The organism is Pseudoalteromonas sp. 0303 (genome assembly GCF_013349995.1).
Taxonomy (GTDB): Bacteria; Pseudomonadota; Gammaproteobacteria; order Enterobacterales; family Alteromonadaceae; genus Pseudoalteromonas.
The window spans coordinates 1-25,843 of record NZ_JABVXF010000018.1; the positions used below are offsets into that span (position 1 = coordinate 1).

Below are 25,843 nucleotides of genomic sequence, written 5' to 3' on the forward strand. Positions count from 1 at the left end.
TGCCGCTGTTATAGTCCAGTGCATTACCCGATAATGTCGTGATTGTTCCGTTATCATAGGTCAGTTGATCACCACTCAGGGTATCCACCGCGCCGCTGTTATAGTCCAGCGTGTTACCCGATAATGCCGTGATTGTTCCGTTATCATAGGTCAGTTGATCACCACTTAGGGTATTCACCGTGCCGCTGTTATAGTCCAGTGCATTACCCGATAAATCAGAAATTGCACCACTAATATAATCAAGAGTATCACCATTAATCGAAGTAACCGTTGCAACCCCAATAACCCCCCTCGAATAGTTAAAAAAATCCCCCCTCAGGGTATCCACCGTGCCACTGTTATAGTCCAGTGCATTACCCGATAATGTCGTGATTGTTCCGTTACCATAAATCAGTTGATTACCACTTAGCGTATCCACCGCGCCGCTGTTATAGTCCAGCGTGTTACCCGATAATGCCGTGATTGTTCCGTTACCATAGGTCAGCTGATCACCACTCAGGGTATCCACCTTGCCGCTGTTATAGTCCAGCGTACTTCCACTCAACGATGTAATATCACCAGTAGTCGCAGAAAGATTAGTAAAGTCACCAGCATTAGCCTCCAAGCGGTCAAAGCCGGTGATATCATTACCATTACCTACTATATTTCCGTTCATAGACAGGTTCGCATTCATACGAACCGTACCGGCATTCAAATTAAGTTGATTACCCGCATAAGTGATACTGTTATTGCCAAGATGAATTGATTCAGCTTCAACCCTGTCAATATTTGCCGTGGTAATTGTCGCATTTGTAATGGTTGCCTGATTAGCATCCATTTCATCGATATTGTTGAGATTGTTGTTATTTACATCGATGTTTGTACCAGGTGCTAACTGATTACAATCAGCACAACCGGCAACCGCTTTACGCGCAAGAAAGAATGACTGAATAGCTTCTCTTGATGGTGTTCCCATTTCAGTGCTAACGGTTTCACCATCAGCCGCCACGTTACCAAACGAAACTTTACCAGCGAGCATGTTTGCCAACTGATTCCGGTTAGTATCAATGCTAACAACCAAGTTATCGCCATTCGTCCCAATGACATAGTTAGTACCAAACGGTGATACACCTGAACCTGTGTAATAGCCTGTGGCAATCAGCTCGTTTACAGATGCAGGCCACGCACGATTTTCCATGTAATAACCATTCGCTGCCGCTTTGAGCTCTGAAATATCATTTTTGGCATCATCAGCTTGTGATATTGGTTGTTGCTGCTGAATTAACTGGGGACCATATGTGACCGCAAGGCCAGATAGAATTGTCAGCACAAGAATCAACTCTATAAGCGTAAAGCCCTGTGACTTTTTATTAATTTTCATAATCAAACTCCTGCTTAACACAATGGCGTACCAAAGGCTTCTCTATCCAACTGCTTACGAACCCCATCAGCTGTGCGGCTAAAGGTACTATTTGCCGTCCATGTAACTGTCGAACCGGCGACTGTTGCATTCTCTGAAAATCCAGCAACAAAACCGGCATCAGTGGCGTTATTAAAAACGACTGAAACCCGCAATAGCGGGTTCCTTGGTCTGATTCGGTCAATTACTAACTGGTAATTACCGCCCCAGGGATTATTGAACCCCCCGCCAACAAGGATTCCTTCAGCCCTCAATTGAGCTTCTGTGATGGCGGGGAAAACAGCTTCAGTGCAATGGCTATGGTAATACTGATTCATGGACTCAAGTAATAACTGTGCATCTTGATCTAACCGTTTTGCGGTAAAGACCCTGCCATTTACTTGACTAAACGAGCTTGCCCAAATCAACATTCCCGCACCGATAGCAATGGTGATAAATAGCTCTATTAACGTAAATCCACGAACCCGCTTCATGACATTAACCCTGGAATGTAACTGTCATAGTTGTACCGTTGAAATCGGCATTTACCGCAGATGTCGCATAGTCAGCGGCAAGTTGCGCCCCAATGTCAGCGTTTTGAATACCAGTAACTGTAACCGTGTAACGTGTAGCATCAGCTGCATCTACCGCGATAGTGTAGTTACCACCCCAAGGATTACGCGCTGTACCGTCAGCCATACGATCAGATACATAGCCTTGGTCATCCAAAACAGTCATTGAGATACCGGTAAACACGTTATTTCGTTGCTTATAAAGCGCTGCACCATTTTGGATTTCACTGATTTGTGTTCGCGTCTTGGCTGCATCACCAATACCAAACATTTGAGACAATTGAGGCCACATTGTAATTGTCAAACCGACAATCAAAATCAACACAATTGATAACTCGATTAGGGTAAAACCCTTTTGCTTTTTCATCATTTTCACCTTTCGGCTCCTTACTTATCGATATGACATATTAAATAGAGAAGATATAACGCCCATAAACGAGCTAATCACCATTAACAACGCAAGAGACATTATTACCCATAGAAAGAAAGCCACGAACTGACGGGTTCCGATAAGCGCCCGAACCGCTTCATCCCCGCTTCTATCCGCTGCAATCGATATTGCAGACTTCTTTCTATCCTGGTCCGGTGAATTTGCAGCGTTTCGCAAACGAAACATGAGGCGCTTACTCAACAAACCAGAATTCAGAGCTTCACCCAAATCACTTTCACCAAACTGCGTCTCGCGAATAATGTGATTAAGATGATGAACCATGTAGCCATTAGAATTACGTTTAAGCTCAGTCGCTGCTTTATGAAGGTTGTAGCGAGTCTCAACGAGAATCCCCAGCGTCTTCATCGTTTTCATGGCCGCAAAGTTTTTGTAAATATTCAAAGGGAAATACCCATCAAGAGACAGGCGCATTTTTGACGTGTTATTAGTGACAAAATGAAGCGCCGCCATAAACATCACCAAAAACGCCAGAAGCACATAAGGCCACATCACTTTCACCCACTCGCTAAAGCCAAGAACAAAACGAACAGGAAACGTCATTTTTTCCGGTGGCATTAGATCAGAGAATTGAGGCAACACGAACAAACCCATCACCATCATGAAAGCAAGAACCATCAAGAAATATGTCAACGGTTGTTTAACCGGTTTCCAAAACTCACCCTTCGCTCTTTTAATCTCAGCCTCTTGCTTCAGATACTCATTCACCACGCGAGTTAAGGCCTTAGAACCGGCTTGCTGCCCAGCATCAAAAAGCGTAACCACTTCAGGGTCAAACCAATCCACCATACCTTCACTGATAGACTGACCACGCTTCAACGCTTCATAAATAGAGGTCGCAGCATTCACTTCTTGCTGCAAGCGCTTATCACCCTTACCAGCCTCCATTATTGAGCGACACGCTTGACTAGGACTACACCCATCGTTTAACCAGCTAGAAAAGTCTTGCACAAACTCAAATTGACGTTGCTTGCTAAATCCCCACGTTCTGAAAAAACGCCTTACACGGTCCCAGGTCTGGTAATTTATGCCAGCGTACTCAAGTACGATTAACGCACCCCGCTTTGCAACATCTTGTATTTGCTCTTTAGACAGCGCCATAAAAGCCCCCTTAATCTCAATGAATCCATTGTAAAGCGCCTTTTTGAAGAATGAGCCGGAAAAACAGGGGTAACTTTCGGGGGGTTTTTTTTGAATCGCATTTTTGACGTAAAAATCGAGTCGTCACATAGACGTTTTTGACTATGCTCGATAGAAAAAAGGCCCTAAAAGGGCCTCTTGAAATTAGGCATGCCTAATTATTATTAAGCAGGCTCTAACCCGTTATTGACGAATTCAACACTTGGATATTTAACAGCGGTTTCTTCAGCAAAAAGATTAGTAACATGCTTAACAGCTTCATACGGGTCAATAATTCCCTGCTCTATCCGCATACGAGCTCGCGCAGCCATACCTTTCCAACCGTTATCCAATAGGTGCTTCTCAAGAGCTGCAAGGTCATGATTTGCAATATGTTCACGGCATTTGTCGTCAAACATGATTAACTCCGCAATAAGTACCCTTCCCTTAGTACCAGTACCACCGCAATGTTTACAGCCATGCTCACTTCTGACATATGAATTTGTGAAGCCCTCTACCGGCTTCTTGACTCTACACTTGGGACAAAGCGCCGGTATCAAACGTTGGGCAACGATGCAACGAAACAAGTTACGTTCAGCAAGCACTTTAGGGCTTACACCTTCATCAATCAAACGGCTTATACCACCAATCGCATCATTGGTATGAAGCGTTGAAACCATCAAGTGACCTGTAAGCGCCGACTTAATAACAATTTCAACAACTTCTTTAGAACGCATTTCACTGATACCGATAATATCAGGGTCTTGACGAAGGGCGTTTTTAAGGTGGTCAATAAAACCCTGCCCTTTGATTTCTGGAAACACCGGTTTTTGCACTGTATTTTTACGCTTAATTCGATACTCAACAGGATCTTCAAGTAACAGAATTTTCCGCTCATCATCTATCGTTTCATAGAGCGCGGCTAAAGTTGTAGACTTACCTGAACCCGTTGGGCCGGTAAGCAGAATTATCCCTGTAGGTGCTTCTGTAGACCGGGTAAGCATACTGCGAATATCACCGTCCATGCCAAGGTCAGAAATGGTCTTCTTAGCCTCCTGAGACGTTCTAATTACACGCATTACCGTGTGTGGTCCTTCAAGCGAGCCACTTTTAGAGGTACGAAGATTGATTTTTTCACGTTTAGGCTTCTGACCGCCTTTTGGATCAGGCACTTCAATATTCATATAGATTGAAACATCAGCCATTTCATTATCGTCTGTCACAGAGCGATAATCCGGTGACTTTGTATTCAGACCAGCGGCGATAATTGAGATAGCCTGCTCTCTTCCCAAGGGGGTACTTTGACTAAATAAACCATCAATACGAAATACAGCCTCCGCACGGTCTTCATAAACATAAAAATGAATATCAGACGTACCGGTTACTACCGCCTCAGTAACAATATTTTCCAAATCCTGCAAAGCCGCACTATGCGTTTCATCAGCTTCAGACTTTTCGCCTTTCCCTTTTTTTGAATTCGCGTCATGTAAGATGGCGTGAATATCTTTAGGGTGCGAATAAATTACAGACACATTACTAATTGAATGCTTCGACGATAAAAGCGTTTCGATATTTTGAATTTCCAAAGACTTTCTATCGTGAGCACGGCGCGTAGTCATAATCAACGCCGTTTTGTCAGTACCAGGAGGAATGATAACAGCAACAAAAACTGTATCTTCATCTTCTTGGTCGCCACTGCCCTCATACGCCATACAAACATCCAACAGAGGCTTGAAAAAGCGATATCCATTGTCTTTAAATGTGTTGTAGTTTAGCTGGGCAGCGCCAGAGATAACTTCTTTTACTGTAGCCATAATGCGCCCTTAATAAGCATAAAGCGTAACTTCATCAGAGCCTTTCATAAGGACCACTTCATTTGATGAAACGCTCTTCACATCGACTTTACCAAAAAGGGTATACCCTTCCTTAGCTGGCACGTTTCGGTCGCCATAAGCGAGCCGAGCAACATAGTCAGGGCCTTCTTTGATGATTGCCCTTAAAGCAAAATCAGCAAGGGTTATATCCTTTTTAATATCACTCAACTGGCTTACCTGTTGACTAACCGGTGCATTACCTTGATAGAGATTTTGACCAGCTTGAGTATCAACGGACCCTTTTTCTGCCTCTCTCGCAAGCTCGACATCAATTTGTCCACGTTTACGACTCCAAAGGTCTGCATCGTATTGAGCCTTTGCCTCTTCCGCACGTTCTTTTGCGCGACGAGCTCGTAGCTCTTGAATACGATAGGACTTCGCTTCAACAAGAAACGTGAACGCTTCTTCCTGGTTAGGGGAGTTAGCCACTATTTGTCGCGCAAGGGAATCAATGCTTTGAGAAATATGCCCCTTATCAGGCACTCTCACCACCGATTTAACTTGAGGCTTGGACTCTGTTGCTCTATTTGCTTCAGGGCTGTACTTCGACGTAGCAACGGCACTTCCAGCATTGCTATCATAAACCCGATAACCTATTGCAGTTGACAGAATGACCGCCGCACCTATCGCTAATACTTTGGTACGCTTGTTCATAATTTCTCTCCAAATACTGATATTTTTAAGCCGCCGGTAAAGCGCTCACTGTCGATGATGTATTGACCAGCATTAGGGTCTGCGCTATCACCACCGATGCTTACAGGCAGGTTTTTTGTAATTGCGCCCAAGGTCATCAAGTCTTCTTTGTATATGCCCCTGAACTGAAACATGAGTTCCCGTATCGTCCACTTTGTATCTGTACCTTTAGGCACGTCACGAATAAAAGTAAGTTCTGCCCCAGGAATATATTCATTCACCGCATCCCGAAGGAAATGATGCACCTCTTCAACGTTGTACATTTTCACTTGGCTATCATCTGTAGACGTGACGTTAGCGCCAAGGCCTAGCAAAACAATTTCATTGGGATCAATCATTACGTGAAGCCCGTTTTTGCCTGCAAAAGCTTTAAGCGTTTCAACATCGCCATTTTCAGTAGACATCATGCGGTAACTCACTTGGCCTTTCGTATGCGTAACCTTAGTGACTGTCCAACCAGGTAACGTCATTAAACCAACATGAGTGTTATAATCCTGCGCCATACGATTCAGCACTTGAATCACATCAGAGGACATTGCTTGATAGAACGAAGCATAGGGGTCTACAACCACTGTTTTTTCAACCGTATCGGTTGTTAGCGAAGCAAGTTGATTCACTCCCATGAGGACAATGCCAGCAATGCCTAAGTAAAGAAGCCAAGGCTTGCGACTCTTAATCTTTGACATCGCATCACGTTCAGCTAAAAAGGCAAACTCTTCAGTAGGTTCAAGCTTGTCAGTCAACGCCGCCGACAAATTTTCAATACGCCCACCAAAAATACGCTTTGCTTTTTCTAACACTCCATTTTCGAGGAACTGGTAGTTGATTAGCTTTACATTTTCAAGATTGGCTGAACCCATCATCGATTCGAGATCGGCTTTAATATTTTCTGCTTTACCTACTTTATCTCGCTTGATGTTACCCTCACGAACAATCACGATAATGTTATGTTCGTCGCTAGAACGCTCTACATACACAACATCGCTCATACCCGCTTTCAGGCAATATGAGTGAAACCGTGCAGCAAAATCATATCCATCGCGCTCAGACGTATAGGCAGCATGAAGAGAATCACCGGTTGAATAGACAGACAGATACCGAAAATCTAATTCCTTCGCCTTTTGACGAATTTTTTCTTCTCTGCCAGCACCTTTAAAGGTTGCCCTGAAGGGTTGAAATATCCAGCGATGGTCTTCTTTGGGGCTCGTATAAATTCGCATTCAAACCCCCTACTGAAACACAATTCTTGGCGTGATAAGAATCAGCGTTTCCTTCCGGCTCTTAGTACCGCCAAGCTCACCGCCTAACGCCACAAAACCGCCTGTAGAATTTTCTGTATATTGGTTTTTATTATCACTGCTACCAGAGATAAGCAGTGTTTGACCATCCTTTACGGCAAACTTCATAAACATATCTGAAAAGCTTGTCTCAGGGGCTTCAATGGCTTTATCGCCGCTTTCAATACGTCTAAACTTTCCGTTTGTGAGATCTGATAGGAACGTAGATAATTGAATCACAACTTTGTCGCCTACATAATTAGGCAGCATATAAATTGTGTCACCGGTTTTTAAAATACCAGGCATGAGATTGTCTTGAGAGCCTACATTCGCAGTAGCAGTACCACCACTTTGCGCCAAGTACGCAAACTCACCACCTTGGGAAAGTTTTGTTACCTGGTTATTCAAGCTAACAACTCGACGGCTTTTAACCGTTGTCACTGCACCATATTGGTCAAGCACATTAAGTAGCACCTGCGAACCGGCATATTTTCCCGTTTCCTGACTATAACCAAGAATTGTCGGAGCCAAATCGTTATCTACTAACGTATTGAAGGCAGTTTGAAGCCCGAACACTCCCCCAGTAGATAAGTCCTGCTTAATAACATTCCAGTTGATACCGCGCTGATCACCTTCATTTGAAGTGAATTCGATAATCTGAAAGTCAACAGCCACCATTTGAGTGATTTTATCGTTTCCACGCTTTAGGTAATCGGCTATTGCCGAGACATTATCAGGGTAGTCTTTCACCACTACAGTAGAAGTAGCTTGGTTAATGACATATTTTCCCTCTTCGCTTTTTAAAAGCTCAAGAGTGGACTTCATATCTTCCCAAATAGAAAGGCCTTCAGTGGAGAAATTAATATATTCGTCCGAACTCGAAAAGCCTGTATCCGAGACAACGGTGTTCATCCCGCCACCGCCGTTTTCATTAGCCGAACCGGTTGAATTCTCTTTAGCACCGAACAGGTATTCCGTTTGTCCAGCGATAAAGGAAACATCGAATTCTGCCGTTTTAAACTTACTCCACGTAAGCAAATCACCGTCAATCTCGTATGAATACTTTGTAGCGAAAGAAATTTTATCCAGCAAACCACCAATCGTACCTTTATGCACCAACGAGAATCTGCGGCCTTTATCCAGACTATCAAGGTAACGGATATTTACTCCTTCACGCGCAAGGACATCACGCATTACTTCTTCAAGCGTATAGTCAAGGTATGACCCTTCTGCTTTCTGAAAGAACCACTGAGGCTTATCCTGGTCGCGCTCTTTTAATTCAGGCACATAAAATTCATCTGAATACCGAACGTGGGGAAGTTCTTCTTCATTGATAGCGTGTTCATACGCTTTGGCTACAACAGCCTCACCTTCCTGTTTTACTTCTTTGAATGATGAGACAGAAGACGCACAACCAGCCAAAAATATAGCCGTGGCCGTGGCTGTAATGATACTGAGTTTAAGATTTTTCATTATTGCCCCCTACTACAGCTTTTTAATGATAACGCTGCCGTTACCCTTGAAGTCAGCAACTAACTTATAAGGCGCAAGAACAGCATTAATAACGTGATCTAATGAAGCTCCGGACAATGTGTGACTATTAGGCCACATAAAATTGTCAGAGGCTTGCCACTGAATGTCATCTGTAGAATCGATGAGACGGTGATGCATAAGTAATTCGACAACTTGAGGCTTCAACAAACCTTTGCGAAGACTAAAATCAACAGCGCCGGTTTCCGGAAAAAAGCGATAAGGACCAACTGTAACTACAGCTGGCGGTGCAGGCTTATCGCTATCTGCTACAACAGTGCGGGGTCTTGGTTGAGGCGTTTCATCATTTGACATTGAATAAACCTCAACACTATCACTGGCTTCAACGGGCGTAGCCGTAGGAATTTGCGCCACTGCAACAACTGGCTTTTGGTAAGCAACTGCCACTTTAGACGATACAGTGACCGCATCTTGATCCAAGAAATCCGAGGAACGGACAACACTATTTTGTGCAACAACCGGCAATGCAAAACCTAACGCCACGACAAGGCAGGCAACTTGCGAACATTTCATAATATTTTCCCAATTAAATCTTTTTTCCAAACCTTGACCAGTCGCTCACCGGCCACCACTTCATAGTCACAACCAGGCATTAACTCGCCTATCACGTCATCAAGAAGCAATGAAACTTCGATACGAGACGCAACTTTCTCAAGCGTAACTATCTGGATATCGTTAAGATGTACATCAGAAGGCTCAGGCTCTTCGCCAATGAGTTGCAAAGACCACCCAAGCGCTTCAAGCAAACTTGCTGTTTGCTGCATGCCGGTAGTACCTACAGGTTGCAAATGGCGCATAGTTGGTACGGCCATAAACAACCGCTCATCAGCTGAACGGTAAATACCATTAGAGCCATCTACCCACGAATAATCACCGCCATGCATATAGGCTTTTTCAAATGCCCCCCAATTTTCCGCATGATAGATACCAACACGGTCGCGTTGTTCAAAACGCTCTAATGGCTTTACAAGCACTCTGTAATCAGCATCAACGTCTACAGCATTTACAATGGAATAAAGACGCGACACAGCCAGAGTAAAATCTTCTTCTTCATTACCAGAGGCTACAACAACCACTACAGGGCGCTTTTTGTAACCGCCCAACACGCTGCTTAATCGCTCTGTGAGCGCGTATCGATTGTTAAATACAGATTGCCCCGCATCGAACTGTACAAATATGTCTGCGACTGGATGCACACGTTCTTGATGTACAGAGGAACACCCTGACACCAGTAAAAACGCTGCATAAACGCAGAGACTGAGCTTTTTAACTTGTTTCATGACTCCACCCGACTTTTTTTGATGAAGCCATTTTATTTGTGTCAACAAAAGTTTGCTGGGAAAAGCTAGGGGAACTTTCAGGGGGTTTTTCTGAAGACAAAAAAAAGCGGCCAATTTGACCGCCCTTTGCCCAAAAATTTTTAAAAATTAGGCATGCCTAATTTTGTTCTCGATAAATACCTCGCGCTTTATCAAGAGCCTTAGCTACCAGTTTCGCAGCGTCCGTCTCAGAAATACCATGCTCATCCATGTATTTACGGCGATCTGCTTTTTGGTGTGATTCACTCATTGCCAAAGCCAGAGTAAGGCTAGGCGGCACAGCCCTGAATATTTCAGCTAACCGACTACTTAGAACAACACCTTCGGTATAGCAGCGCTCTTGCTTCTTAGCACTGGCAAGCAAGTGTTTTTGTTCGTCGGTCAACTTTTTAAACCTCGCAACCTCTTCAACCTCTTGAGGCTCCAAGGCCAAACAAAGCCACCATTCAAACAGTGACAACATAACTTCTACTTCATTTGGGAAGTCACCCATATTTTGCGTTGCCAACCAAAGCCACGCACCTAATTTACGCCACATTTTAACAATTTTGACAACACCTGGCGCAAGCAATGGGTTTTTGGTTATCAAGTGGGCCTCATCCGTAAGGAAGATAATTGGCCGACCGGTTTCCTGATCACGCTCCGCAATATCGTTCACGTTATTCAGGATTGACATATAGCTAACGGCCAACTCAGCTTCAGTGTTATCTTTGACGAATTCAGCTAAGTCAATATGAGTAAAGTCACACTCCGGCCACAAGTCACCTTCACGGTTGAATATTTGCCCAGCTAAACCTTGCGTGAACTTACGCATTGCAGCGGCATACTCATAAAAGCGTGTTCGGATATCCTCTGGAACCGTATCATCTTGCGATACATTGTAGATATGCTCAGCAACGTCTTCCGTGATAACTTGATTACGACCTTCATCCCGACACGCTTTCGCAGCTTTAAGAATCGCTTCTCGAATTAACTGCTGATCACCTAACCGGATACCCTTGGCAATATCTTTGTTGCCACCTGAAACCATAATGCGTGTGATGATTTCCATTTCGCCCAGGTAATCCTTTTCATACTCCTGACCATCATCATCATCGTCTTCCTCGTAATCAGGGCTTAACTTCCCTGTCTCGAAGTCATTCATGACTTCTTCAACAACATCTATATCGGGTGTAACGGTCGTTCTACCGTATAGCTCTTGCTCTTTCTCTTCACGTTCAAGCGCTTTCAAAGCATTAGCAAATGGAGGTATGACCGTGTTTTCACCAGAACGCATTCTGACCTTGTGGGTTGATACCCCTGATTCTTTTAAATATTCACGTAACATACCGAACGAGTTACCGGCTTCAACAAGAAATACCCTTGCGTTATAAATAGACATCAAGAAAAGGAGCATGCCGGTTATCTGAGCCGATTTACCCGCCCCTGTAGGGCCAAACAGACATAAATGCGCGTTCTTGGCTCTATCCATAGGATTTAGCGGGTCAAAGCTCATCGGTTCACCGCCACGGTTAAACCACAGCAAACCTGGATTGCCAGTACCTTTACCCCGCCCCATGATAGGAGCAAGGTTAGCAATATGTTCTGTAAATACTAAACGTGAACGGCGGCGCTGCTGCTCTTTTGATGGATCGTAATTCATTGGCAGATTCTTAATGTAAGAATCAAGAATAATGGGATCATCAGCATCATCAAGCGCATTTAAACCCTCAAGTTGAAGAAGCGATATCACGTCAATTTGGTTTTGTCGTAATTGCTCTTCATCTTCACCACGGATATAAAAACACATTTCAACCGGATACATAGGGCTATCATTTGCCAATCTATGTTTAGCTTGCTCTACTTCAGCTTTAATACGATTGATTTTAGCGCTATCCCCTTTAGCCTTATCTTCAATTTTATCGATACGTTTTTCTATGACATCTGAAGGCGTAATAACGACTTTCATCGACATAACTGTGCCTTCAGGCATACGGTCGAAGAGTGCGGAAATATCCTTACCGTTTTCCTTTGGCGCTGACATAGCCCCAATTTTTGGTCTACGGCGAAGATTTTGAACTGTGATCACCTTATGAGGCAGGCCATCGAAATACCAGGTTCCCGATTCGTTGTCGCTTTCCGGTGGCCGGTGTAAAAGACTTTCAGCAAAGTCATGACCATATGGCAGATCTTCATTGTCGGTATACGGCAACTGCTCTAACAATTTATCTGTATCGCCGCCAGTGACTTCAGGGCGAGGATTAAACCAACGGAATAGCCACTCATAAAAGTTTTTACCATCAACGCGAAAGCACTTAACACCCGATTGCGTCAATGAACTTTCGACTTTTTGGCGTACTTCATTAAGCTCTTGAATGGGCGTTCTGCCTCTAGGTGGACTTCCGTTACTACCGTAACGACGATAAAACACCATTCGGTAGGTACGTACTGAACCACGCCAGTTAACCCCAGTTACAGTATCGTCGTGAAATAGGCCACCTTCTTTACATACATCTTTTAGATGTTGCTCCATAACAGGAAGATACTCTTTAAAAAGGGGACTTTCCGTTACTTGAGGGTTATCTTTGCGAATATTGGCGGCATACTCACGCACGGTTTTGGCAAAAAACGAGAGTGAAAGCACGTCACTTTGGTAAAATTCAACAACCCAAGGATTTTTTTCATGTTGGGGGAAAACTTCATTCAAAAACGATTTAAAGTTATCCCTGATACGTGCTAACTCGCTTAACATCACGCCTTCGGCATTTGTCGGAAATATATCGTAAACGGCTGCTACACTGCGCTCATCACTAAGTAAGAAACACTCATCTTCTGTGAGATATTCAATCCAAGGTAAACGGTCGGTAAAACTACGGCGAACAGAATACATTTTTTCCATATCGCCTTCAGTTACCATTTCTTCCGGTTCCCGATCATACAATTTGAAACTATCTGCAATCATGCTGGCAGACCGCTTCAGGTTACTACTGATTTTCTTAGCGAACATTAGCTACATCCCCCACTAAACCGTACTGTACTTTTTCATACATTGGAAAACGCACTGTGTAACCAGGAACAATAACACCAAGGCGAGTAGACCGATGCGGATAAATAAACATTTCCAATTCAGGATTTTGTAACCGACGATAAGCATACTCGCCTACGGCTTTGTAATTGATGTCATTTTCAAGAGGGCGGCTAATGCCTACAGCTCCCGCCCCTTGAGAAACATCAGCACCTTCACCGACCATGTGATTTTCATAATTTTGCTTCATCGTCGGCCCCTCTTTTGCCATTTCAAAAGGGGTTTTGCTCGCGCACCCAACGGTGTTAATCAAGAGCAGTAATAGGACTGTAATTTTCTTCATAACTGACCTTTCTGTTTGTCGGTATATAATCAATAGGTACGTCTTCAACGAACAATAAAGAAACCTTTTCACCTGGCGGGACGTAGATGGCTTCGTAGTAATTTTCATATCGCTCAGATAGCATTTCACCGGTCTTGTTCAGACCTCCTGAAGCAAAGCTTCCAGCTGCTAATTTACCCGCATCACCAGTAAGCCCTATGCTTGTGCTATTACCTGAAGAAGTAAGCGTTTGTTGTTGCTTTGCAATTGTTTCCGCATAATTTGAAAGGCCAGCCACTACACCTTGAGCTGTGATGTACTTACCCACATCATCTACTTGAACACCTTTGATACATGGATTTCCCCAACGGTCGCCAAGCTCAGCAATAGGCTTTTCATACGTGCCTTTCTGGTTATAAATCCGGCCATCTTCAAAATTAAATGTCACGCTAGTCACACGGCCCCTAACACAACTAAAAGCCATATCACCAGTACCTACCCCGCTTACGATTGCGTTTGCAACACCTGGCATCGTATGACCGTTTGCCATCAACGTATCGCCTGACAGCATCACTTGAAAACGGAATGGATCATGCGTTTGACCTTTACGCTCAATCCGACCAATTAATGCAGTGAGCGCCGTTGCATTATGAATAGAGCTATCAGAATGGATTGTGGCGTATGGAATCGGCTTCAATTCCTCTTCCAGCTTTGCTTTAGCTTCAGCTGCGCTATCTTTTACGTTATCCGCAAAGTCACCCGCCTTACGACTGAAAGCGCTACCGTTACCTAGAAGGCCATCAATAACACCATTACCTTCATTTGGTGTAAATCCAACCGGATAGGCCCACTGGATTTCTTCTGAGTTCTTGTTTTTACCCTGTGAAGTAGAGCCGGTATTCACTTCAAAAGCATCAGCGAACGGCATTTCATTATCAACATTACCGACACTATTAGGATTAACAGTATTTTCAGCGATGAATTTTTCTTTAATGGCCTTTGTTCTGTCATCGATAAGCTTTGAGACTTTATCCAACAACGCTTCTTCATCAACGGTGTCGCCGGTATTGTTCTTAGATGAGTCAATTATTTGTTGAAGATCATCTTTTGTAACTGCGTTATCAAGCGACTCTTTGATACGCTTTTGCTCCCCCTCAACAGTAGAAAGATATGCAGACATCGCGGCAATCGCCTCATTTTCAGTCTGCACCGGTTTACCAGTACCTTTCTCTGACTCTTTTGGTGATGTTTGAACATCTGATTCTTCTTTAGAATCGGTAGCCAAAAAGTAAATAGGAATGATCACCATTAAAGCAGCCAAACCTTTAACGATAGGGTTTTGCTTTATACGCATAACAACTCCCTACTTTGAATAGCGATATCAAAAGGCTTTTCACTCAATAGATATACCACTGTAAAGTCTTTTTTATGACCAGATGGCATAGCTGACTTGAACTGAGCAGTTGCAGAGTAAAAATCACCTCTAATACGACACGGTTCAAACGTTACAGCCTGTGTAGAAACGTTGATAAGTTTCAACGCTGTAACGTACAAGCCCCCACCGGTCCAACTTGCTAAAACTTCAGACTTGAACGCACCACCGCGATAGAGATTAGCCATTGCACGTTGTTTAACTACAACCCTACGAACACCAGGGGTAGGCTCAATAAGCTCAGCAGATGGCGCATACAAACTTTGGGAAGCGAACTGCACCAGATCCATAGGCGTTAATTTAGGCGCTTGAATTGGTAAACGGCTACCACCTACTACACCTTGCTCTGGTTCATTTTTTGATTCATTAATATGCACAATCAAATCATCACCAGCCTTAGCAGCCCCTTCCGACACTGAGGCCTGAAGGACATAAAAACGACCGCTATCTAAACCTTGCAGAGTAAGCTTTTCTGTAAACTCCGTAACCGGTGTTATATACAGCATGTTATCAATCAAGGAATGCTTGAACTGCTCAGCGTAACGCGCTTTTACTGCAAATCGCACTTTTTCAGGGAACGTAACCTTTCGCTCTTCATTTTCTTTGAGCTCAACGCCGATTTCTTGCCCTTGTTCCCACTTCACTCGTTCGGTGGCATACCCACCAAACGAGCAAAGAATAATGATGAAAGTTAACAGGAAACGAATCATGATTAATTTAACCTCTTCGGCTGACCCTTCATGCCATCGATAGCCAATCGCCAAGGATTTTTCTCTCTATCAACATCGTACTGAGTCACAATCAACGGGTAACGCATTACAGCATCACGGACAATCTTGCCACCAATAAGCTCGCGCTCAACGACATCAAGATAAACAATCCAGGTATTGTTTCCTAAAGGGACTACTTTACTGTCTGAGTAAGCTCCATACTCAGAGATACCACGCACTTTACGGCGGTTATCTGACTCTTTAACTTTCGCTAAATTCATCAGTTGTGGTCGATAGGAATCAGTAACAAAATAACCATATCTACGGATATTTGCCTCAAATTCAACAGCGCAATCTTGTTCACAACGATATAAATTTTGATAAAAGGTGTATGCGAACGCATAAACTTCATGTCGTTGAAACTCATTAACCTTAACCATTCCACCTCGCGATAAGTCTGGCGGAAAATGACACTCAAATTCTTTAGGAAGTGTCGCTAACAGCCAGTGAGCATGCAGAACCAATCCCAACAGGATTACTGCAAAGATTGTCAGGCCACGAATAACCTTATCCTTGCGGTCACTTTCTTTAATTGCTTTACTTTTCATATTCACTGTTTTGAAGCCCCTCTACTGCTTCGCCCCAAACTCCATTTGGTGCTTTCACAAATAAAATTAGGCTTAGCTAATTTCTTAGCCACAAGCCAAGCGTGAAGGTTATGTTCAACATAGCCAGAAGGCTTGCCGCGCCTTGCTTTTTCCATCCAACCAGCAAGGAAATAAACCACTATCATCGGGATAACAAAGACGAAAACGATCATAAGCATCGGAAAGCCACTTAACATTCCAAGTAAGACCCCAATAGGTGAACCTATAAAAAGGGATATTAAGAATACGCTTTTGATCTCTCCATCCGTCAGGCCCTTGAATACAACCGGCTCTTCATTAATGAAGTCGCCGGTAAAGCTATCTGTAAAATCGCTTTCGTCCAGTTTCATTAATCAACCCACGTATCAGCCAGGTTGAACAAAATGATACCCAACGTTAACAGTGCCAAGCCACCAACTACGTGACCAGCAAGGTCCATCCAGCTACCACGCTCATCAGATATATCGTTATATTTCTTCATAGCACCTTTGATGATGAGAATAGCGAACCACGCAGTCATACCGATAATGACAACTTGTACAAACTTCTCCATTAACCACATGAGCATTTCAGCGCCATCTTTATCATCCGATCCATCTGCAAAATCGTCTGTCGTTGGCATATCTGCGCGAACTTGCCACGCAAACGCCATCAATGTCCAAAAGGCTAATTTAGATTTCTCCGCCATCGCCATGAATACCTTAATAACTTTCATTGTTTACCTCTGTATTTGAAGTTAATTGATTACCGTAAAAACCCCAGTGGCGACCGCTACAGCGATGACCACATCAACCAAAACGTCAACCGCTTGCATATCACCTTCTATCAAGCGCGTGTAAGACCCTTTCAGGACCACTACGCAAAACAGACTGACTACAAACGTCAATATCCACTCAATGAATGCTTTCAACGTGTCAGCATCCATCCCAAAAGTATTACTGAATATTTCCATATTCTGCCTCTAAGGGCTTGAGCGCCTTTGGTTGACGAGAAGGCCCATTAATGTGTCTTTCAACTGCCTTTTGAACAGCGTCAAGATCACTTACAAGAGCCTCATAATTGAAAGCTTCTGTATCGTCGGCACGACGAAGCTCACTTATCTGAAGCACATCATGCTTCAAATATTTCAGCTCACTCGCAATTCTTGCCAACTCAGCCTTCTCCTTTTCAGTAGAGGCATTAGCCGAACCAGCAAAAACAGCGAGTAAAACCACTGAAACCATCAATATTTTTTTCATATTGCACCCCGCAAATATCACTTGAGGGCATTGTAAAGGGGTTTATTTCAGGATGTACTCGAAAAGCTAGGGGAACTTTCAGGGGGTTTTTTCTATACCGCTGCAGCATAGTCATTTTCGACTATGTTTTGTGGCCATCATAGACACATTTAACTATGTTCGATACAAAAAGCCCCCGTATTGGAGGCTTTTAAAATTAGGCATGCCTAATTTTGATTCGTTAGAAGTATTTCTTGTAGTTAGATGCCGTTAAATGTAATGCATAGCCGAACATTGCAGCAAACGGCACAACTATTAGCGCCGGATTAATACTGTTAGGCCATGACAGATAGATAACAAAACACAACACTACTGAAGGACTGATAAGCTTAGTTGAAAGCTCAAATTTGTCTGTACTTTCTCTACCAGCTCCCCATTTTCTCAAGTCACGTTGCACCAACCCCGTCACAAGCCCAACAACTGCAAATAGTATGTAGGCCGGTATCGAAAGGAAAAGAACGCAAAGCCGCAACAATACAACTTTGATTATCGTGTAAGCAGATACAAAGTAATTCCACGCCCACCCTTTTTCTTGATTTGACTTCCGAATGTAATCATCAATACCTATGGGGCGAAATATATAATCGTCCGTCCATGTAATGAGCTCACCCGCAACTTTCACAGGAGCAGATCCCATCAGACTATCTTTGAAATGCTGATTAACATACCCTGCTTCGGCTCTAAGCATGTTTCTTGAATGATCAACACCCATACCAGGTTGAAAATCAGCAAATGAACACACCGTCGTTCCTGGTCCGTCATCACAATGCCAAATTAACCCCCATTCAACCAGAATAGAAATAATCATTGTCACCATCACGGTAATTGGAAGCGCCATGACAAAAAGAACAATCTTGGTAAACACACCATGACGTTTTGTTTTGTCTGCCTGCCGTTGCTGTTCTGACTTAGCTTTAGCCATTATGCTGCTTCCTCCCACCAAAGTTCACCAGTGCGATAGCGCTCATTCATATCCGCGCATATATCGACAAGATTTTGTGGAAGCTCAATATCCCCCTTATCATCAAATAAAGGCAACCGTACTTTGAATAGCTGATTACCATTCTTCAGTACAAATGCGTGACCTTTAGGCAAGCTCGTAACATGGTAAGGCTCTACCATTGGCACTTTATCTTCAGATATACGATCTTGGTTTTGGTCATCGAAGCGCCCTACACCAGTGCCATCTTTCTTGCTTGCCCCCGAAACCAATGTGGCTTCTTTGACAGGTACTTTCGGCAATCGACTTGTAAGTAATGAAGCTGTTTCCTCGTTCTGCACCCTCATCATAATAGTGGTATTAAAGTTACCTATGATCTGCATTGATTTAGGGTTGCCGGTAGTGCTACCAAACTTCGCATCGATATCCTGTAATGTTTGGGTATACGCACATATCCGGACACCCGCCCCGCCAGATTGGTTAACCATCGGAACAAATTCATCACCAACCAAAGAATTGAATTCATCAGCGTGAAGGTAAATCTCAGGGAATTTAAGCTTTTTACTTCCATCAAGAGATGGTAAGCCAACGTCTTTACCGTGCTTGTACATAAGGCCTGCATTTGAAACAAGATCATTGAACATCGCATTACCTACGGCAGTAGCAACTTCCCTATCAGTCAAACCATCAAGGCCAATATATACGATACCTCTTCGCTGTATCACTTCACGCCAGCTCAGAATTGGGCGCGGATCTTCTTCATTGAAGTATTCAGGGCTAAGCAGCTTACCAATTTTATCCGTATTCATTTTGTCCAAGAACGGAAGCAAACTGGCAACCAGTTTTTCGTAGAATGACCTTTCATAGTTACTGGCAAGCAGCAGCTGGCGGCCCAGGTTATCTTTAGGCAAAAGTTCTTTCATCAGGTCGATGATTGCAACCGTAGTTTTGGTTTTACCTTTGCGCTCTACCATAGGGTGCTTATCACGTACCATTGCGGCACGTTCTTCGATTAGTGATTCAGGATCATCATCAACAGCAAGTAGGGCCTTTTTCGCGTACAGGTAAAGCAAATCCTCTAAGTCCTGAACGTAATGGTTGATGTTATCAATTGTGGGCCTTACACCAACATCAACTAAGGCGCGAGCTACTACATTAACGAAACGCCAGCTGAAAGCTTTGAATGCAGAAGAGTTACCTTCATCACCAAGTTGAGCAGTAGTTTTACCAGCAACTTCAGTAATGCGTTGGAACTCACCTACAGGGTTATATCTGCATGACGCTTCAGGATAACCAAGATGGAAAAAGTAAAAATCATCTTCTCTACCAGCTCGTTTCGCTTCCACGTACATCCTACGGAATAGCTCACCATCGCCTTTAGGGTCTATAACAATTACACAATTATTTCCACGTCGAATATCACCGGCCACCAAAACTTCTTCCAGCCGAGTTTTACCCACACGGGTCGTACCCAGCACAATCGCGTGACCATTTCGCTCGCCCAGGTCCCAGTACGTTTCATTTTCCTCATCAGCACCAACACCATGTATTGCAGCTGTACCGCCGATATCTGGATAAGGAGTCAGGTCAAGTAACTTTAAAGGATTGTAGGGAGATTGGTTTCTGAGTGCCTTCGCAATCATAGAAAGTCCAAATGTATTTTCCCAATTGACCTCTTTACGCCTTGCCCACTCATAACGTGCAGGCGGTTTAGTGTAATCCTCATTTTCCGGTTTGGTCGTGTCATAGAGGCGTTGAGTATGAATGGATTGCCATCGATACCCTTGTCCCAAAAAAGACTTCGACTTTGAAACAGGGAGATCAGCAGGTTTTATAGTGTAAGGTTTTAGTGTTTTGATATTCCTTTGGTATTTACTAAGGCGCAACGCATCATCTAAATACTTATAACCTATATAACTAAAGGCACTAGCACACGCATAGGATACCGGCTCTGTCATCATCCAATAATAAGGAGCAGCAACACTGAATCCAGCAGCGACACCCGATACCGTTGCCGCATTATATTCAGCAATTGGTCTTAATAAACGCTCGATAGGATAGTCATTACTCATTGCCAAACCCCCGTTGAAGTAACCAAAAATGGATAAGCGCCTACCTTCAGCTCTTTACCGATCCCATCACCAGAAGAAGGTACAAATTTCAAACCTGAAAACTCAGAAGAGAACGCCTGTAATTGTTGGAACGATTCAGCTTCAACAACATATATAGGAGCATTGAGCTCTGCTAACTTATCAAAACGAAAACGCAGCCATTTGATAGATAAAGGGTCGGTCCCAACAACAGCAAAGGGTTGAACTGTCTTAGCTTCTTGAAATTTGAAGCCCTTCATTACACCTGGCTGCATATTGCTTGGGACAAGAGGAAAGAACATTTCACGCGATATACTGCTTCTTGCTTCCTTCAGAAGCTTTGACGCTTTTTCGGCATCAACCTTTGAATCTCTGAAACTCAGATTAGTGTAATATTCTTCAGCAGGCTTAGTTTCACCAACCGTTGCCAATTCTGTTAACTGTGAGGCATTAACCGACGATATAGCGCTTAAAAACGCTAGAACGAAGAAAGTACCGCTGAAGCGTATTTCTTTGCTCTTACTTGATTTGAAGGCGAATGATAAGCGCCTATTGCGTATTCCCATGACTTACCTTTTTTTAAATCTTTTAGATGGTTAGCGGCATACTGAATGTTTGCCCTTGGGTCCATTAATTCGCCAACAGACGCGAATTCTTTTCCATGCCAATACCAGTTAATCTGACACATGCCTACGTCGAGCTTTACGGGTTCAGTCCCATCCATCAGTTCAAGTTCTGCATAAGCCACTGCGCTATGCTTAGTTTTAAACCACAACCCTTTTCCACCAATATTTAGTGTCCAAGGCCAAGGCTGACGCTTGCCGTTGTGATAACTTTGACTTTCGTGCGTACATACCGCTTTAATAATTTCGGTAGGTACGCCTGTCACATCAGACACCGATTCCAAAAGGTCATTAAAGCCTGCCATCGCTGGCTGCGACAGACTGAACATTAAGCAACAAACAACCTTCCGGAACATGCTAATCAAACTCCACAAATGGCACTTTTTTCACTTCCTTTTTCGCTGTATTCAACGTCACAACACGACTTTGATTAACATCAGCAGCGTTAAGGCCACTATCTGCTACACGAGCTTTAGCCCATTCAATGATCTGCTCCTTTGTTGGCTCCGCGACAAAGTGGATATCAAGACCAGAATATTTGCCCGATTTCAGTAATTCATACTGGCGCTGGTACGCTTCAACACATCCATCGCAATTAGCAATAGCAAGGTATAATTGCGCTCTAGGCTTGCTCTGAAAAAGTTCATCTAATGATGGTTGATTGTTTGCTGTACTGAATATGTCTGACATATTGGATTTAGCGACCGGCGCATTCATATTAGCCACCGCATAATGAGACGTTTCAGGTTTTTTGTACGCAAACCTTGGAACACCAGGAAAAGCGCGTTCCCATGCTTCATTTACCTCAAGTTGCCAGCTAATCACCTTGATATTGTTTTCAAACTGAATTTGAACCCACTTATCTGCGTAGCGCTGTTTATCTATTTCAGACTCACTTTCAAGCGCCAATGCGAGCAAAGGGTTTTTATCTAGATCAGGCGTAAAATAAGCGCGGGGAGATTTTAAGATCTGCTTATAACGCTCATACTCTTTTTCAGTTAGCTTCCACTGTTTTGCATGAACAATATCCGCCTTAGTTAATGAGCTTTCCGTTACCGAAGTATCCGTTTTTTTGATCGGGGCAGCCGACTCATTAGGCTGATTAGCAAACACGCCCACACTGACCACTAAAGCAATAGCAGAAACACTTAATCTGAACGCTGACATAAAGCCCCCTCTTGAAGATAAACCCGCTCAGAACGCTCAACGCTAAGATTTGCAACACGACGATATTCTTTCGCTGCATCACATTCAGGATACGGATTTGAAACTGAGGCCTGTAGAACATCAATACGATCATCTACAGCTAAAGTAGACTGTTGAGTATCGTAACTCGACGCACACCCACCCAAGGCCGCTACTGACAGCAAAATTAAACCAATACGCTTCATAGCATCACCTCTTTTCTATTGCCTTCAAAATGCTCAAATAGAGCTTTATGCTCAGAAATTTCAACTAATCGCCAACGGCCAACAATGCCACCCACACGAAGAAAACTTGTTTGGTCAGGTGCAACCTTTTGAGCAACGGTTAAGAAAACGTCATCACCCCATACGTTTTTGCTATAAACAACGATAGGAAATTCTTGAGACGCTTCTTTTACATCAACACCGATTTCTTTTAGCTGATTAGAAATACCTCCTAACCACCGCTGATTTTCCTTAACGTTATTCGTTAATGTTTCGTCATTTGCCTCGCGTCTAGCCACTTCCATTTCAAACTGCTTTAGCAAGGCATTTTGATTTTTCATCACCTTAATTAACGAATCTTGCTGTTTATTCAACTGACCAGCAATAGCACCAACCTCTTCAGCAAGCATAACCAGAGAGTCATTAATACCCTTTAACTGCTCAGGGGGGATATCAGCCTGAATGTCCTGTGTTTGCGTATCAGTGTTATTTGCTTCATTACCAGTCATCATTGAACTACCGGCTAATGCAGGATCATTAACTAAAAAGTCACTTCCTGAAGGGCTATCCATAACGTCATTTGAAATAACCGGCACAGGAGGCTCTTCTACAACCTGTGGTTCTTTTTCAAAAATACCTAAGTGGTTAATTGCGTATTGAATCCCAAAACCCGCAACCCCTAACAAGGCTACTAAACCAACCACAAAGCCAATAGGAGGCTTTTTATTGCCACCTTTGGGCTTCTCTTTGCTCGCACTTCCTTCGAGCTCCGGCAAACCGTCTGCAACGGTTTCTTCTTGTTGTTCAATATCTTTTTCAGTCATGGTTCACCAAACCTTTGTATTCATCTTTTAAATCAAATGTGTAAATGCGTCGAAGTGGGTCTTCAACAGGCACGTAATACTGCCCCACCAAAACTTGCAGAACCGTTCTCAGAGGCATTAGAGATAACTTGCGATGCACCTGTGGTAATGGGCGCTCAAGCGTAATACCAAGCGCCTCATCATTTGACTTATCAAGTGCCAGTACCCAACCAGAATTCATCAGCACAAAATTCACGGCATCACGCACTGTTTTTACACTTGGCGGGAACGACAATTGGATATTGACCGATAGCGGATCTATTTCTTTAGTTTCCGGTGTAGGTGTAATTAACGTATACCGGTCAGTAGCAACTTGTTCCGCATGCACTGAAGCGCTAAGAATTGCTATTCCAAACGCTATTGATGTAAGAACCCCATTTTTCATTATTTGATCTCCGAAAATACCTGGTGCAATTCACTGACCGCACCACGAACAAACTTGGCTTGAAATTCAACGAATTTATCAGTTGTAATTTGACCTTCTTTGATGGCCTGAAAACCACGTTCCCACAGCGCCGAATTTGCAGGCTCTTTCATTTGTTTAGGCACATGAACCATATATTTTTCAAACCAACGGGAAGGCTTTAATTTGCGTTTTTCTTCCATTAAAAGGCCTGATTTAATAAGGTCTTTGATTATTGCTGGGCGTGTAGCTACAGTACCAATTCCATCCTTATCACTAAGCAATTTTTTCAGTTCAGCGTCTTCGACTTCAGATGAAACATTTACCATCGCCTTCGCTAATGAGGACTGCGTATAACGTGACGGCTTTCTTGTGGTTTTCTCCACAATACGAGCTTCCTTAACGCCCACTTTTAAACCTCGGTTTAAAGCTGGCAATTCAGGTAAATCATCTTCATCTTCACCCTTTTCAATAGAACGCCAACCCATCGATTTAGGAATATTGCAAGTGGCTTTACAGGTGACATTGCCGAATTTGATACCTACATTCGTACTTTCGTATACATAATCCGGCATAAACTGAACGAGATAACGCTTTGCTACCATCAAGTAGACGGCTTTTTGCTTATCGGTCAAACGAGAAAAATTGAGCGCAGTTACCGTTGGTATGATTCCATAATGCACTTTAACTTTCTTATCATTCCACGCCTTTGTGCGGCGCTTCAAATCAAGCTTGTCAGAAAGTGTACTGAAGGCATCCAACTTAACCAGGTGCGTAACAGTTTCAGTAATATCTTCAGCTAGACCACTGGTTAAATAAGCAGTGTCCGTTCGCGGGTAAGTAGTGGCAGAATTTGGCTTATCATAAAGTGACTGAGCAATTTCTAACGCTTCATCCGGACTAATATTGTATTGTTCACAGGCCGATTGCAGGGATGTTAATTCAAAAGGCAAAGGAGGTTGCTGACTCTTATCCTCTTTCGTAAGGGAGTCAATCACCCCAACCTTTTGCGCCTTAATGTACTCCATCGCTTTTTCGGCATAGCTTCGCTCAAGCAACCGGCCATCAACTAAACCGCGCTCAGGGATTTCCCATGCTACCGTAAACTGATCACCACCCTGCGTATAAACATCTACTTCAACCTCGTAATACTTCACAGGCTTAAAGTTTTTAATCGCTTGCTCACGCAAATACACCAGCATTGCAGCTGGCGTTTTAACACGACCAACAGGGAATGCCTTTTTAAAGCCACCGGATGATTCAAGCTTTTGAACAACTAATGTCATAGCCATTGTAAGGTTCATGCCGACAACCCAATCTGCCATTGCTCGCGCTTGAGCAGAATGATACATCCACTCTGTTTCCCAACTAGGTAATGGATTAGAAAACGCTTTAGTTAAGGTTTTTTTGTCTGTAGAACCATAAAGCACTCTAAATACATCACCTTTGTATGAAGCGAATTTGAGAATGTTTCGAGCAATACACTCACCTTCTGGATCAGGGTCAGTAGCGATATAAACTTCTTTCGCCTTTTTCAATAACCCCTTAATAACACGCCACTGTGCTTTAGCTTTTACATCTAAAGCATATTTGTACTCTTCAGGCACTACCGGTAATTTATCGAAGGCCCATTTCTTTTTTAGCTCAGGCGTATAATGCTCAGGCGGTTGCAACTTAAATAGATGCCCTCTCGCCCAGGTAACAGCAACGTCACCATTTTGGTAATATCCCTGCTTCTTATGAACAGGTGACATCCCCAAAAACTTGGCAACGTCCTCACCCTGGCTAGGTTTTTCACAGAGATATAATTTCATTTCTGCACCACATAAAAAAAAACTGACACTACAATAGCGTCAGTTTCGATTAGATTCAGCGAAAAGCTAGGGGAACTT

Annotated in this window: 28 protein-coding genes; all 28 read right to left on the reverse strand. The window is 43.3% G+C overall.

Translation table 11 applies throughout. From position 1 onward, the window contains the following. On the reverse strand, nt 1–1,360 hold a 1,360-nt coding region (locus HUS62_RS12575; protein WP_175079782.1), incomplete at its 3' end, for a prepilin-type N-terminal cleavage/methylation domain-containing protein. A gap of 14 nt (nt 1,361–1,374) precedes the next feature. Further along, complete coding sequence (locus HUS62_RS12580) at nt 1,375–1,872, reverse strand: type II secretion system protein (protein ID WP_175079783.1); 498 nt, start codon at nt 1,870–1,872, stop codon at nt 1,375–1,377. 4 nt (nt 1,873–1,876) lie between these two features. Then, on the reverse strand, nt 1,877–2,317 hold the full coding sequence (locus tag HUS62_RS12585; protein ID WP_175079784.1) for a prepilin-type N-terminal cleavage/methylation domain-containing protein: 441 nt from the start codon (nt 2,315–2,317) through the stop codon (nt 1,877–1,879). A gap of 24 nt (nt 2,318–2,341) precedes the next feature. Further along, nucleotides 2,342–3,499 carry a hypothetical protein gene (locus HUS62_RS12590; protein WP_175079785.1) on the reverse strand — a complete coding sequence of 386 codons (1,158 nt, stop codon included), beginning with the start codon at nt 3,497–3,499 and terminating at the stop codon, nt 2,342–2,344. Between the two features lie 203 nt (nt 3,500–3,702). Next, nucleotides 3,703–5,331, reverse strand: coding sequence for a GspE/PulE family protein (locus HUS62_RS12595; RefSeq protein WP_175079786.1), 1,629 nt, complete (start codon nt 5,329–5,331; stop codon nt 3,703–3,705). 9 nt (nt 5,332–5,340) lie between these two features. Beyond that, entirely contained in the window at nt 5,341–6,045 is a 705-nt protein-coding gene (locus tag HUS62_RS12600; RefSeq protein ID WP_175079787.1) for a hypothetical protein, read from the reverse strand. After that, entirely contained in the window at nt 6,042–7,304 is a 1,263-nt protein-coding gene (locus tag HUS62_RS12605) for a hypothetical protein (RefSeq protein ID WP_175079788.1), read from the reverse strand. Before HUS62_RS12605 ends, HUS62_RS12600 begins: the two co-directional genes overlap by 4 nt. 9 nt (nt 7,305–7,313) lie before the next feature. Beyond that, nucleotides 7,314–8,834 (reverse strand): hypothetical protein, encoded by a 1,521-nt coding sequence (locus tag HUS62_RS12610; protein ID WP_175079789.1) that lies wholly within the window; start codon nt 8,832–8,834, stop codon nt 7,314–7,316. Between the two features lie 12 nt (nt 8,835–8,846). Continuing rightward, the gene (locus HUS62_RS12615; protein ID WP_175079790.1) at nt 8,847–9,425 is read right to left on the reverse strand and encodes a hypothetical protein; all 579 of its coding nucleotides are present in this window, start codon (nt 9,423–9,425) and stop codon (nt 8,847–8,849) included. Continuing rightward, on the reverse strand, nt 9,422–10,192 hold the full coding sequence (locus HUS62_RS12620) for a hypothetical protein (protein ID WP_175079791.1): 771 nt from the start codon (nt 10,190–10,192) through the stop codon (nt 9,422–9,424). Before HUS62_RS12620 ends, HUS62_RS12615 begins: the two co-directional genes overlap by 4 nt. Before the next feature lie 157 nt (nt 10,193–10,349). Then, nucleotides 10,350–13,172 (reverse strand): conjugative transfer ATPase, encoded by a 2,823-nt coding sequence (locus HUS62_RS12625; RefSeq protein WP_220095028.1) that lies wholly within the window; start codon nt 13,170–13,172, stop codon nt 10,350–10,352. A gap of 34 nt (nt 13,173–13,206) precedes the next feature. Then, a complete protein-coding gene (locus tag HUS62_RS12630) occupies nt 13,207–13,578 on the reverse strand; it encodes a hypothetical protein (RefSeq protein ID WP_175079793.1) in 372 nt (123 codons plus the stop codon). Continuing rightward, a complete protein-coding gene (locus tag HUS62_RS12635; protein ID WP_175079794.1) occupies nt 13,541–14,911 on the reverse strand; it encodes a hypothetical protein in 1,371 nt (456 codons plus the stop codon). Before HUS62_RS12635 ends, HUS62_RS12630 begins: the two co-directional genes overlap by 38 nt. Then, nucleotides 14,902–15,699, reverse strand: a complete 798-nt coding sequence (locus HUS62_RS12640) for a DUF3438 family protein (protein WP_175079795.1) — start codon at nt 15,697–15,699, stop codon at nt 14,902–14,904. Before HUS62_RS12640 ends, HUS62_RS12635 begins: the two co-directional genes overlap by 10 nt. A 2-nt stretch (nt 15,700–15,701) precedes the next feature. After that, nucleotides 15,702–16,307, reverse strand: a complete 606-nt coding sequence (locus HUS62_RS12645) for a PFL_4703 family integrating conjugative element protein (protein ID WP_175079796.1) — start codon at nt 16,305–16,307, stop codon at nt 15,702–15,704. Between the two features lie 2 nt (nt 16,308–16,309). Then, nucleotides 16,310–16,696, reverse strand: coding sequence for a TIGR03750 family conjugal transfer protein (locus HUS62_RS12650; protein WP_175079797.1), 387 nt, complete (start codon nt 16,694–16,696; stop codon nt 16,310–16,312). Next, nucleotides 16,696–17,061 carry a DUF2976 domain-containing protein gene (locus tag HUS62_RS12655; RefSeq protein ID WP_175079798.1) on the reverse strand — a complete coding sequence of 122 codons (366 nt, stop codon included), beginning with the start codon at nt 17,059–17,061 and terminating at the stop codon, nt 16,696–16,698. Before HUS62_RS12655 ends, HUS62_RS12650 begins: the two co-directional genes overlap by 1 nt. Before the next feature lie 21 nt (nt 17,062–17,082). Then, complete coding sequence (locus HUS62_RS12660; RefSeq protein WP_175079799.1) at nt 17,083–17,298, reverse strand: hypothetical protein; 216 nt, start codon at nt 17,296–17,298, stop codon at nt 17,083–17,085. Continuing rightward, nucleotides 17,282–17,584, reverse strand: coding sequence for an RAQPRD family integrative conjugative element protein (locus HUS62_RS12665; RefSeq protein WP_175079800.1), 303 nt, complete (start codon nt 17,582–17,584; stop codon nt 17,282–17,284). Before HUS62_RS12665 ends, HUS62_RS12660 begins: the two co-directional genes overlap by 17 nt. 220 nt (nt 17,585–17,804) lie before the next feature. Continuing rightward, nucleotides 17,805–18,545 carry a TIGR03747 family integrating conjugative element membrane protein gene (locus tag HUS62_RS12670; RefSeq protein ID WP_175079801.1) on the reverse strand — a complete coding sequence of 247 codons (741 nt, stop codon included), beginning with the start codon at nt 18,543–18,545 and terminating at the stop codon, nt 17,805–17,807. Further along, entirely contained in the window at nt 18,545–20,635 is a 2,091-nt protein-coding gene (gene traD, locus HUS62_RS12675) for a type IV conjugative transfer system coupling protein TraD (RefSeq protein ID WP_175079802.1), read from the reverse strand. The genes HUS62_RS12670 and traD overlap by 1 nt, the downstream gene beginning before the upstream one ends. Continuing rightward, the gene (locus HUS62_RS12680; protein WP_175079803.1) at nt 20,632–21,219 is read right to left on the reverse strand and encodes a PFL_4695 family integrating conjugative element protein; all 588 of its coding nucleotides are present in this window, start codon (nt 21,217–21,219) and stop codon (nt 20,632–20,634) included. The genes traD and HUS62_RS12680 overlap by 4 nt, the downstream gene beginning before the upstream one ends. Beyond that, complete coding sequence (locus HUS62_RS12685; protein ID WP_175079804.1) at nt 21,132–21,605, reverse strand: transglycosylase SLT domain-containing protein; 474 nt, start codon at nt 21,603–21,605, stop codon at nt 21,132–21,134. Before HUS62_RS12685 ends, HUS62_RS12680 begins: the two co-directional genes overlap by 88 nt. Before the next feature lie 28 nt (nt 21,606–21,633). Continuing rightward, nucleotides 21,634–22,443 (reverse strand): hypothetical protein, encoded by an 810-nt coding sequence (locus HUS62_RS12690; protein WP_175079805.1) that lies wholly within the window; start codon nt 22,441–22,443, stop codon nt 21,634–21,636. Continuing rightward, nucleotides 22,425–22,667, reverse strand: coding sequence for a hypothetical protein (locus HUS62_RS12695; protein WP_175079806.1), 243 nt, complete (start codon nt 22,665–22,667; stop codon nt 22,425–22,427). The genes HUS62_RS12690 and HUS62_RS12695 overlap by 19 nt, the downstream gene beginning before the upstream one ends. Continuing rightward, nucleotides 22,664–23,509 (reverse strand): hypothetical protein, encoded by an 846-nt coding sequence (locus tag HUS62_RS12700; RefSeq protein ID WP_175079807.1) that lies wholly within the window; start codon nt 23,507–23,509, stop codon nt 22,664–22,666. The genes HUS62_RS12695 and HUS62_RS12700 overlap by 4 nt, the downstream gene beginning before the upstream one ends. Then, the gene (locus HUS62_RS12705; RefSeq protein WP_175079808.1) at nt 23,502–23,933 is read right to left on the reverse strand and encodes a hypothetical protein; all 432 of its coding nucleotides are present in this window, start codon (nt 23,931–23,933) and stop codon (nt 23,502–23,504) included. Before HUS62_RS12705 ends, HUS62_RS12700 begins: the two co-directional genes overlap by 8 nt. Continuing rightward, on the reverse strand, nt 23,933–25,765 hold the full coding sequence (locus tag HUS62_RS12710; RefSeq protein ID WP_175079809.1) for a DNA topoisomerase: 1,833 nt from the start codon (nt 25,763–25,765) through the stop codon (nt 23,933–23,935). The genes HUS62_RS12705 and HUS62_RS12710 overlap by 1 nt, the downstream gene beginning before the upstream one ends. Nucleotides 25,766–25,843 lie beyond the last annotated feature (78 nt).

Coding starts and splice junctions, on each gene's coding strand:
- HUS62_RS12580 (WP_175079783.1), bottom strand. CDS start 1,872: ATGAAGCGGGTTCGTGGATTTACGTTAATAGAGCTATTTATCACCATT.
- HUS62_RS12585 (WP_175079784.1), bottom strand. CDS start 2,317: ATGAAAAAGCAAAAGGGTTTTACCCTAATCGAGTTATCAATTGTGTTG.
- HUS62_RS12590 (WP_175079785.1), bottom strand. CDS start 3,499: ATGGCGCTGTCTAAAGAGCAAATACAAGATGTTGCAAAGCGGGGTGCG.
- HUS62_RS12595 (WP_175079786.1), bottom strand. CDS start 5,331: ATGGCTACAGTAAAAGAAGTTATCTCTGGCGCTGCCCAGCTAAACTAC.
- HUS62_RS12600 (WP_175079787.1), bottom strand. CDS start 6,045: ATGAACAAGCGTACCAAAGTATTAGCGATAGGTGCGGCGGTCATTCTG.
- HUS62_RS12605 (WP_175079788.1), bottom strand. CDS start 7,304: ATGCGAATTTATACGAGCCCCAAAGAAGACCATCGCTGGATATTTCAA.
- HUS62_RS12610 (WP_175079789.1), bottom strand. CDS start 8,834: ATGAAAAATCTTAAACTCAGTATCATTACAGCCACGGCCACGGCTATA.
- HUS62_RS12615 (WP_175079790.1), bottom strand. CDS start 9,425: ATGAAATGTTCGCAAGTTGCCTGCCTTGTCGTGGCGTTAGGTTTTGCA.
- HUS62_RS12620 (WP_175079791.1), bottom strand. CDS start 10,192: ATGAAACAAGTTAAAAAGCTCAGTCTCTGCGTTTATGCAGCGTTTTTA.
- HUS62_RS12625 (WP_220095028.1), bottom strand. CDS start 13,172: ATGATTGCAGATAGTTTCAAATTGTATGATCGGGAACCGGAAGAAATG.
- HUS62_RS12630 (WP_175079793.1), bottom strand. CDS start 13,578: ATGAAGAAAATTACAGTCCTATTACTGCTCTTGATTAACACCGTTGGG.
- HUS62_RS12635 (WP_175079794.1), bottom strand. CDS start 14,911: ATGCGTATAAAGCAAAACCCTATCGTTAAAGGTTTGGCTGCTTTAATG.
- HUS62_RS12640 (WP_175079795.1), bottom strand. CDS start 15,699: ATGATTCGTTTCCTGTTAACTTTCATCATTATTCTTTGCTCGTTTGGT.
- HUS62_RS12645 (WP_175079796.1), bottom strand. CDS start 16,307: ATGAAAAGTAAAGCAATTAAAGAAAGTGACCGCAAGGATAAGGTTATT.
- HUS62_RS12650 (WP_175079797.1), bottom strand. CDS start 16,696: ATGAAACTGGACGAAAGCGATTTTACAGATAGCTTTACCGGCGACTTC.
- HUS62_RS12655 (WP_175079798.1), bottom strand. CDS start 17,061: ATGAAAGTTATTAAGGTATTCATGGCGATGGCGGAGAAATCTAAATTA.
- HUS62_RS12660 (WP_175079799.1), bottom strand. CDS start 17,298: ATGGAAATATTCAGTAATACTTTTGGGATGGATGCTGACACGTTGAAA.
- HUS62_RS12665 (WP_175079800.1), bottom strand. CDS start 17,584: ATGAAAAAAATATTGATGGTTTCAGTGGTTTTACTCGCTGTTTTTGCT.
- HUS62_RS12670 (WP_175079801.1), bottom strand. CDS start 18,545: ATGGCTAAAGCTAAGTCAGAACAGCAACGGCAGGCAGACAAAACAAAA.
- traD (WP_175079802.1), bottom strand. CDS start 20,635: ATGAGTAATGACTATCCTATCGAGCGTTTATTAAGACCAATTGCTGAA.
- HUS62_RS12680 (WP_175079803.1), bottom strand. CDS start 21,219: ATGGGAATACGCAATAGGCGCTTATCATTCGCCTTCAAATCAAGTAAG.
- HUS62_RS12685 (WP_175079804.1), bottom strand. CDS start 21,605: ATGTTCAGTCTGTCGCAGCCAGCGATGGCAGGCTTTAATGACCTTTTG.
- HUS62_RS12690 (WP_175079805.1), bottom strand. CDS start 22,443: ATGTCAGCGTTCAGATTAAGTGTTTCTGCTATTGCTTTAGTGGTCAGT.
- HUS62_RS12695 (WP_175079806.1), bottom strand. CDS start 22,667: ATGAAGCGTATTGGTTTAATTTTGCTGTCAGTAGCGGCCTTGGGTGGG.
- HUS62_RS12700 (WP_175079807.1), bottom strand. CDS start 23,509: ATGACTGAAAAAGATATTGAACAACAAGAAGAAACCGTTGCAGACGGT.
- HUS62_RS12705 (WP_175079808.1), bottom strand. CDS start 23,933: ATGAAAAATGGGGTTCTTACATCAATAGCGTTTGGAATAGCAATTCTT.
- HUS62_RS12710 (WP_175079809.1), bottom strand. CDS start 25,765: ATGAAATTATATCTCTGTGAAAAACCTAGCCAGGGTGAGGACGTTGCC.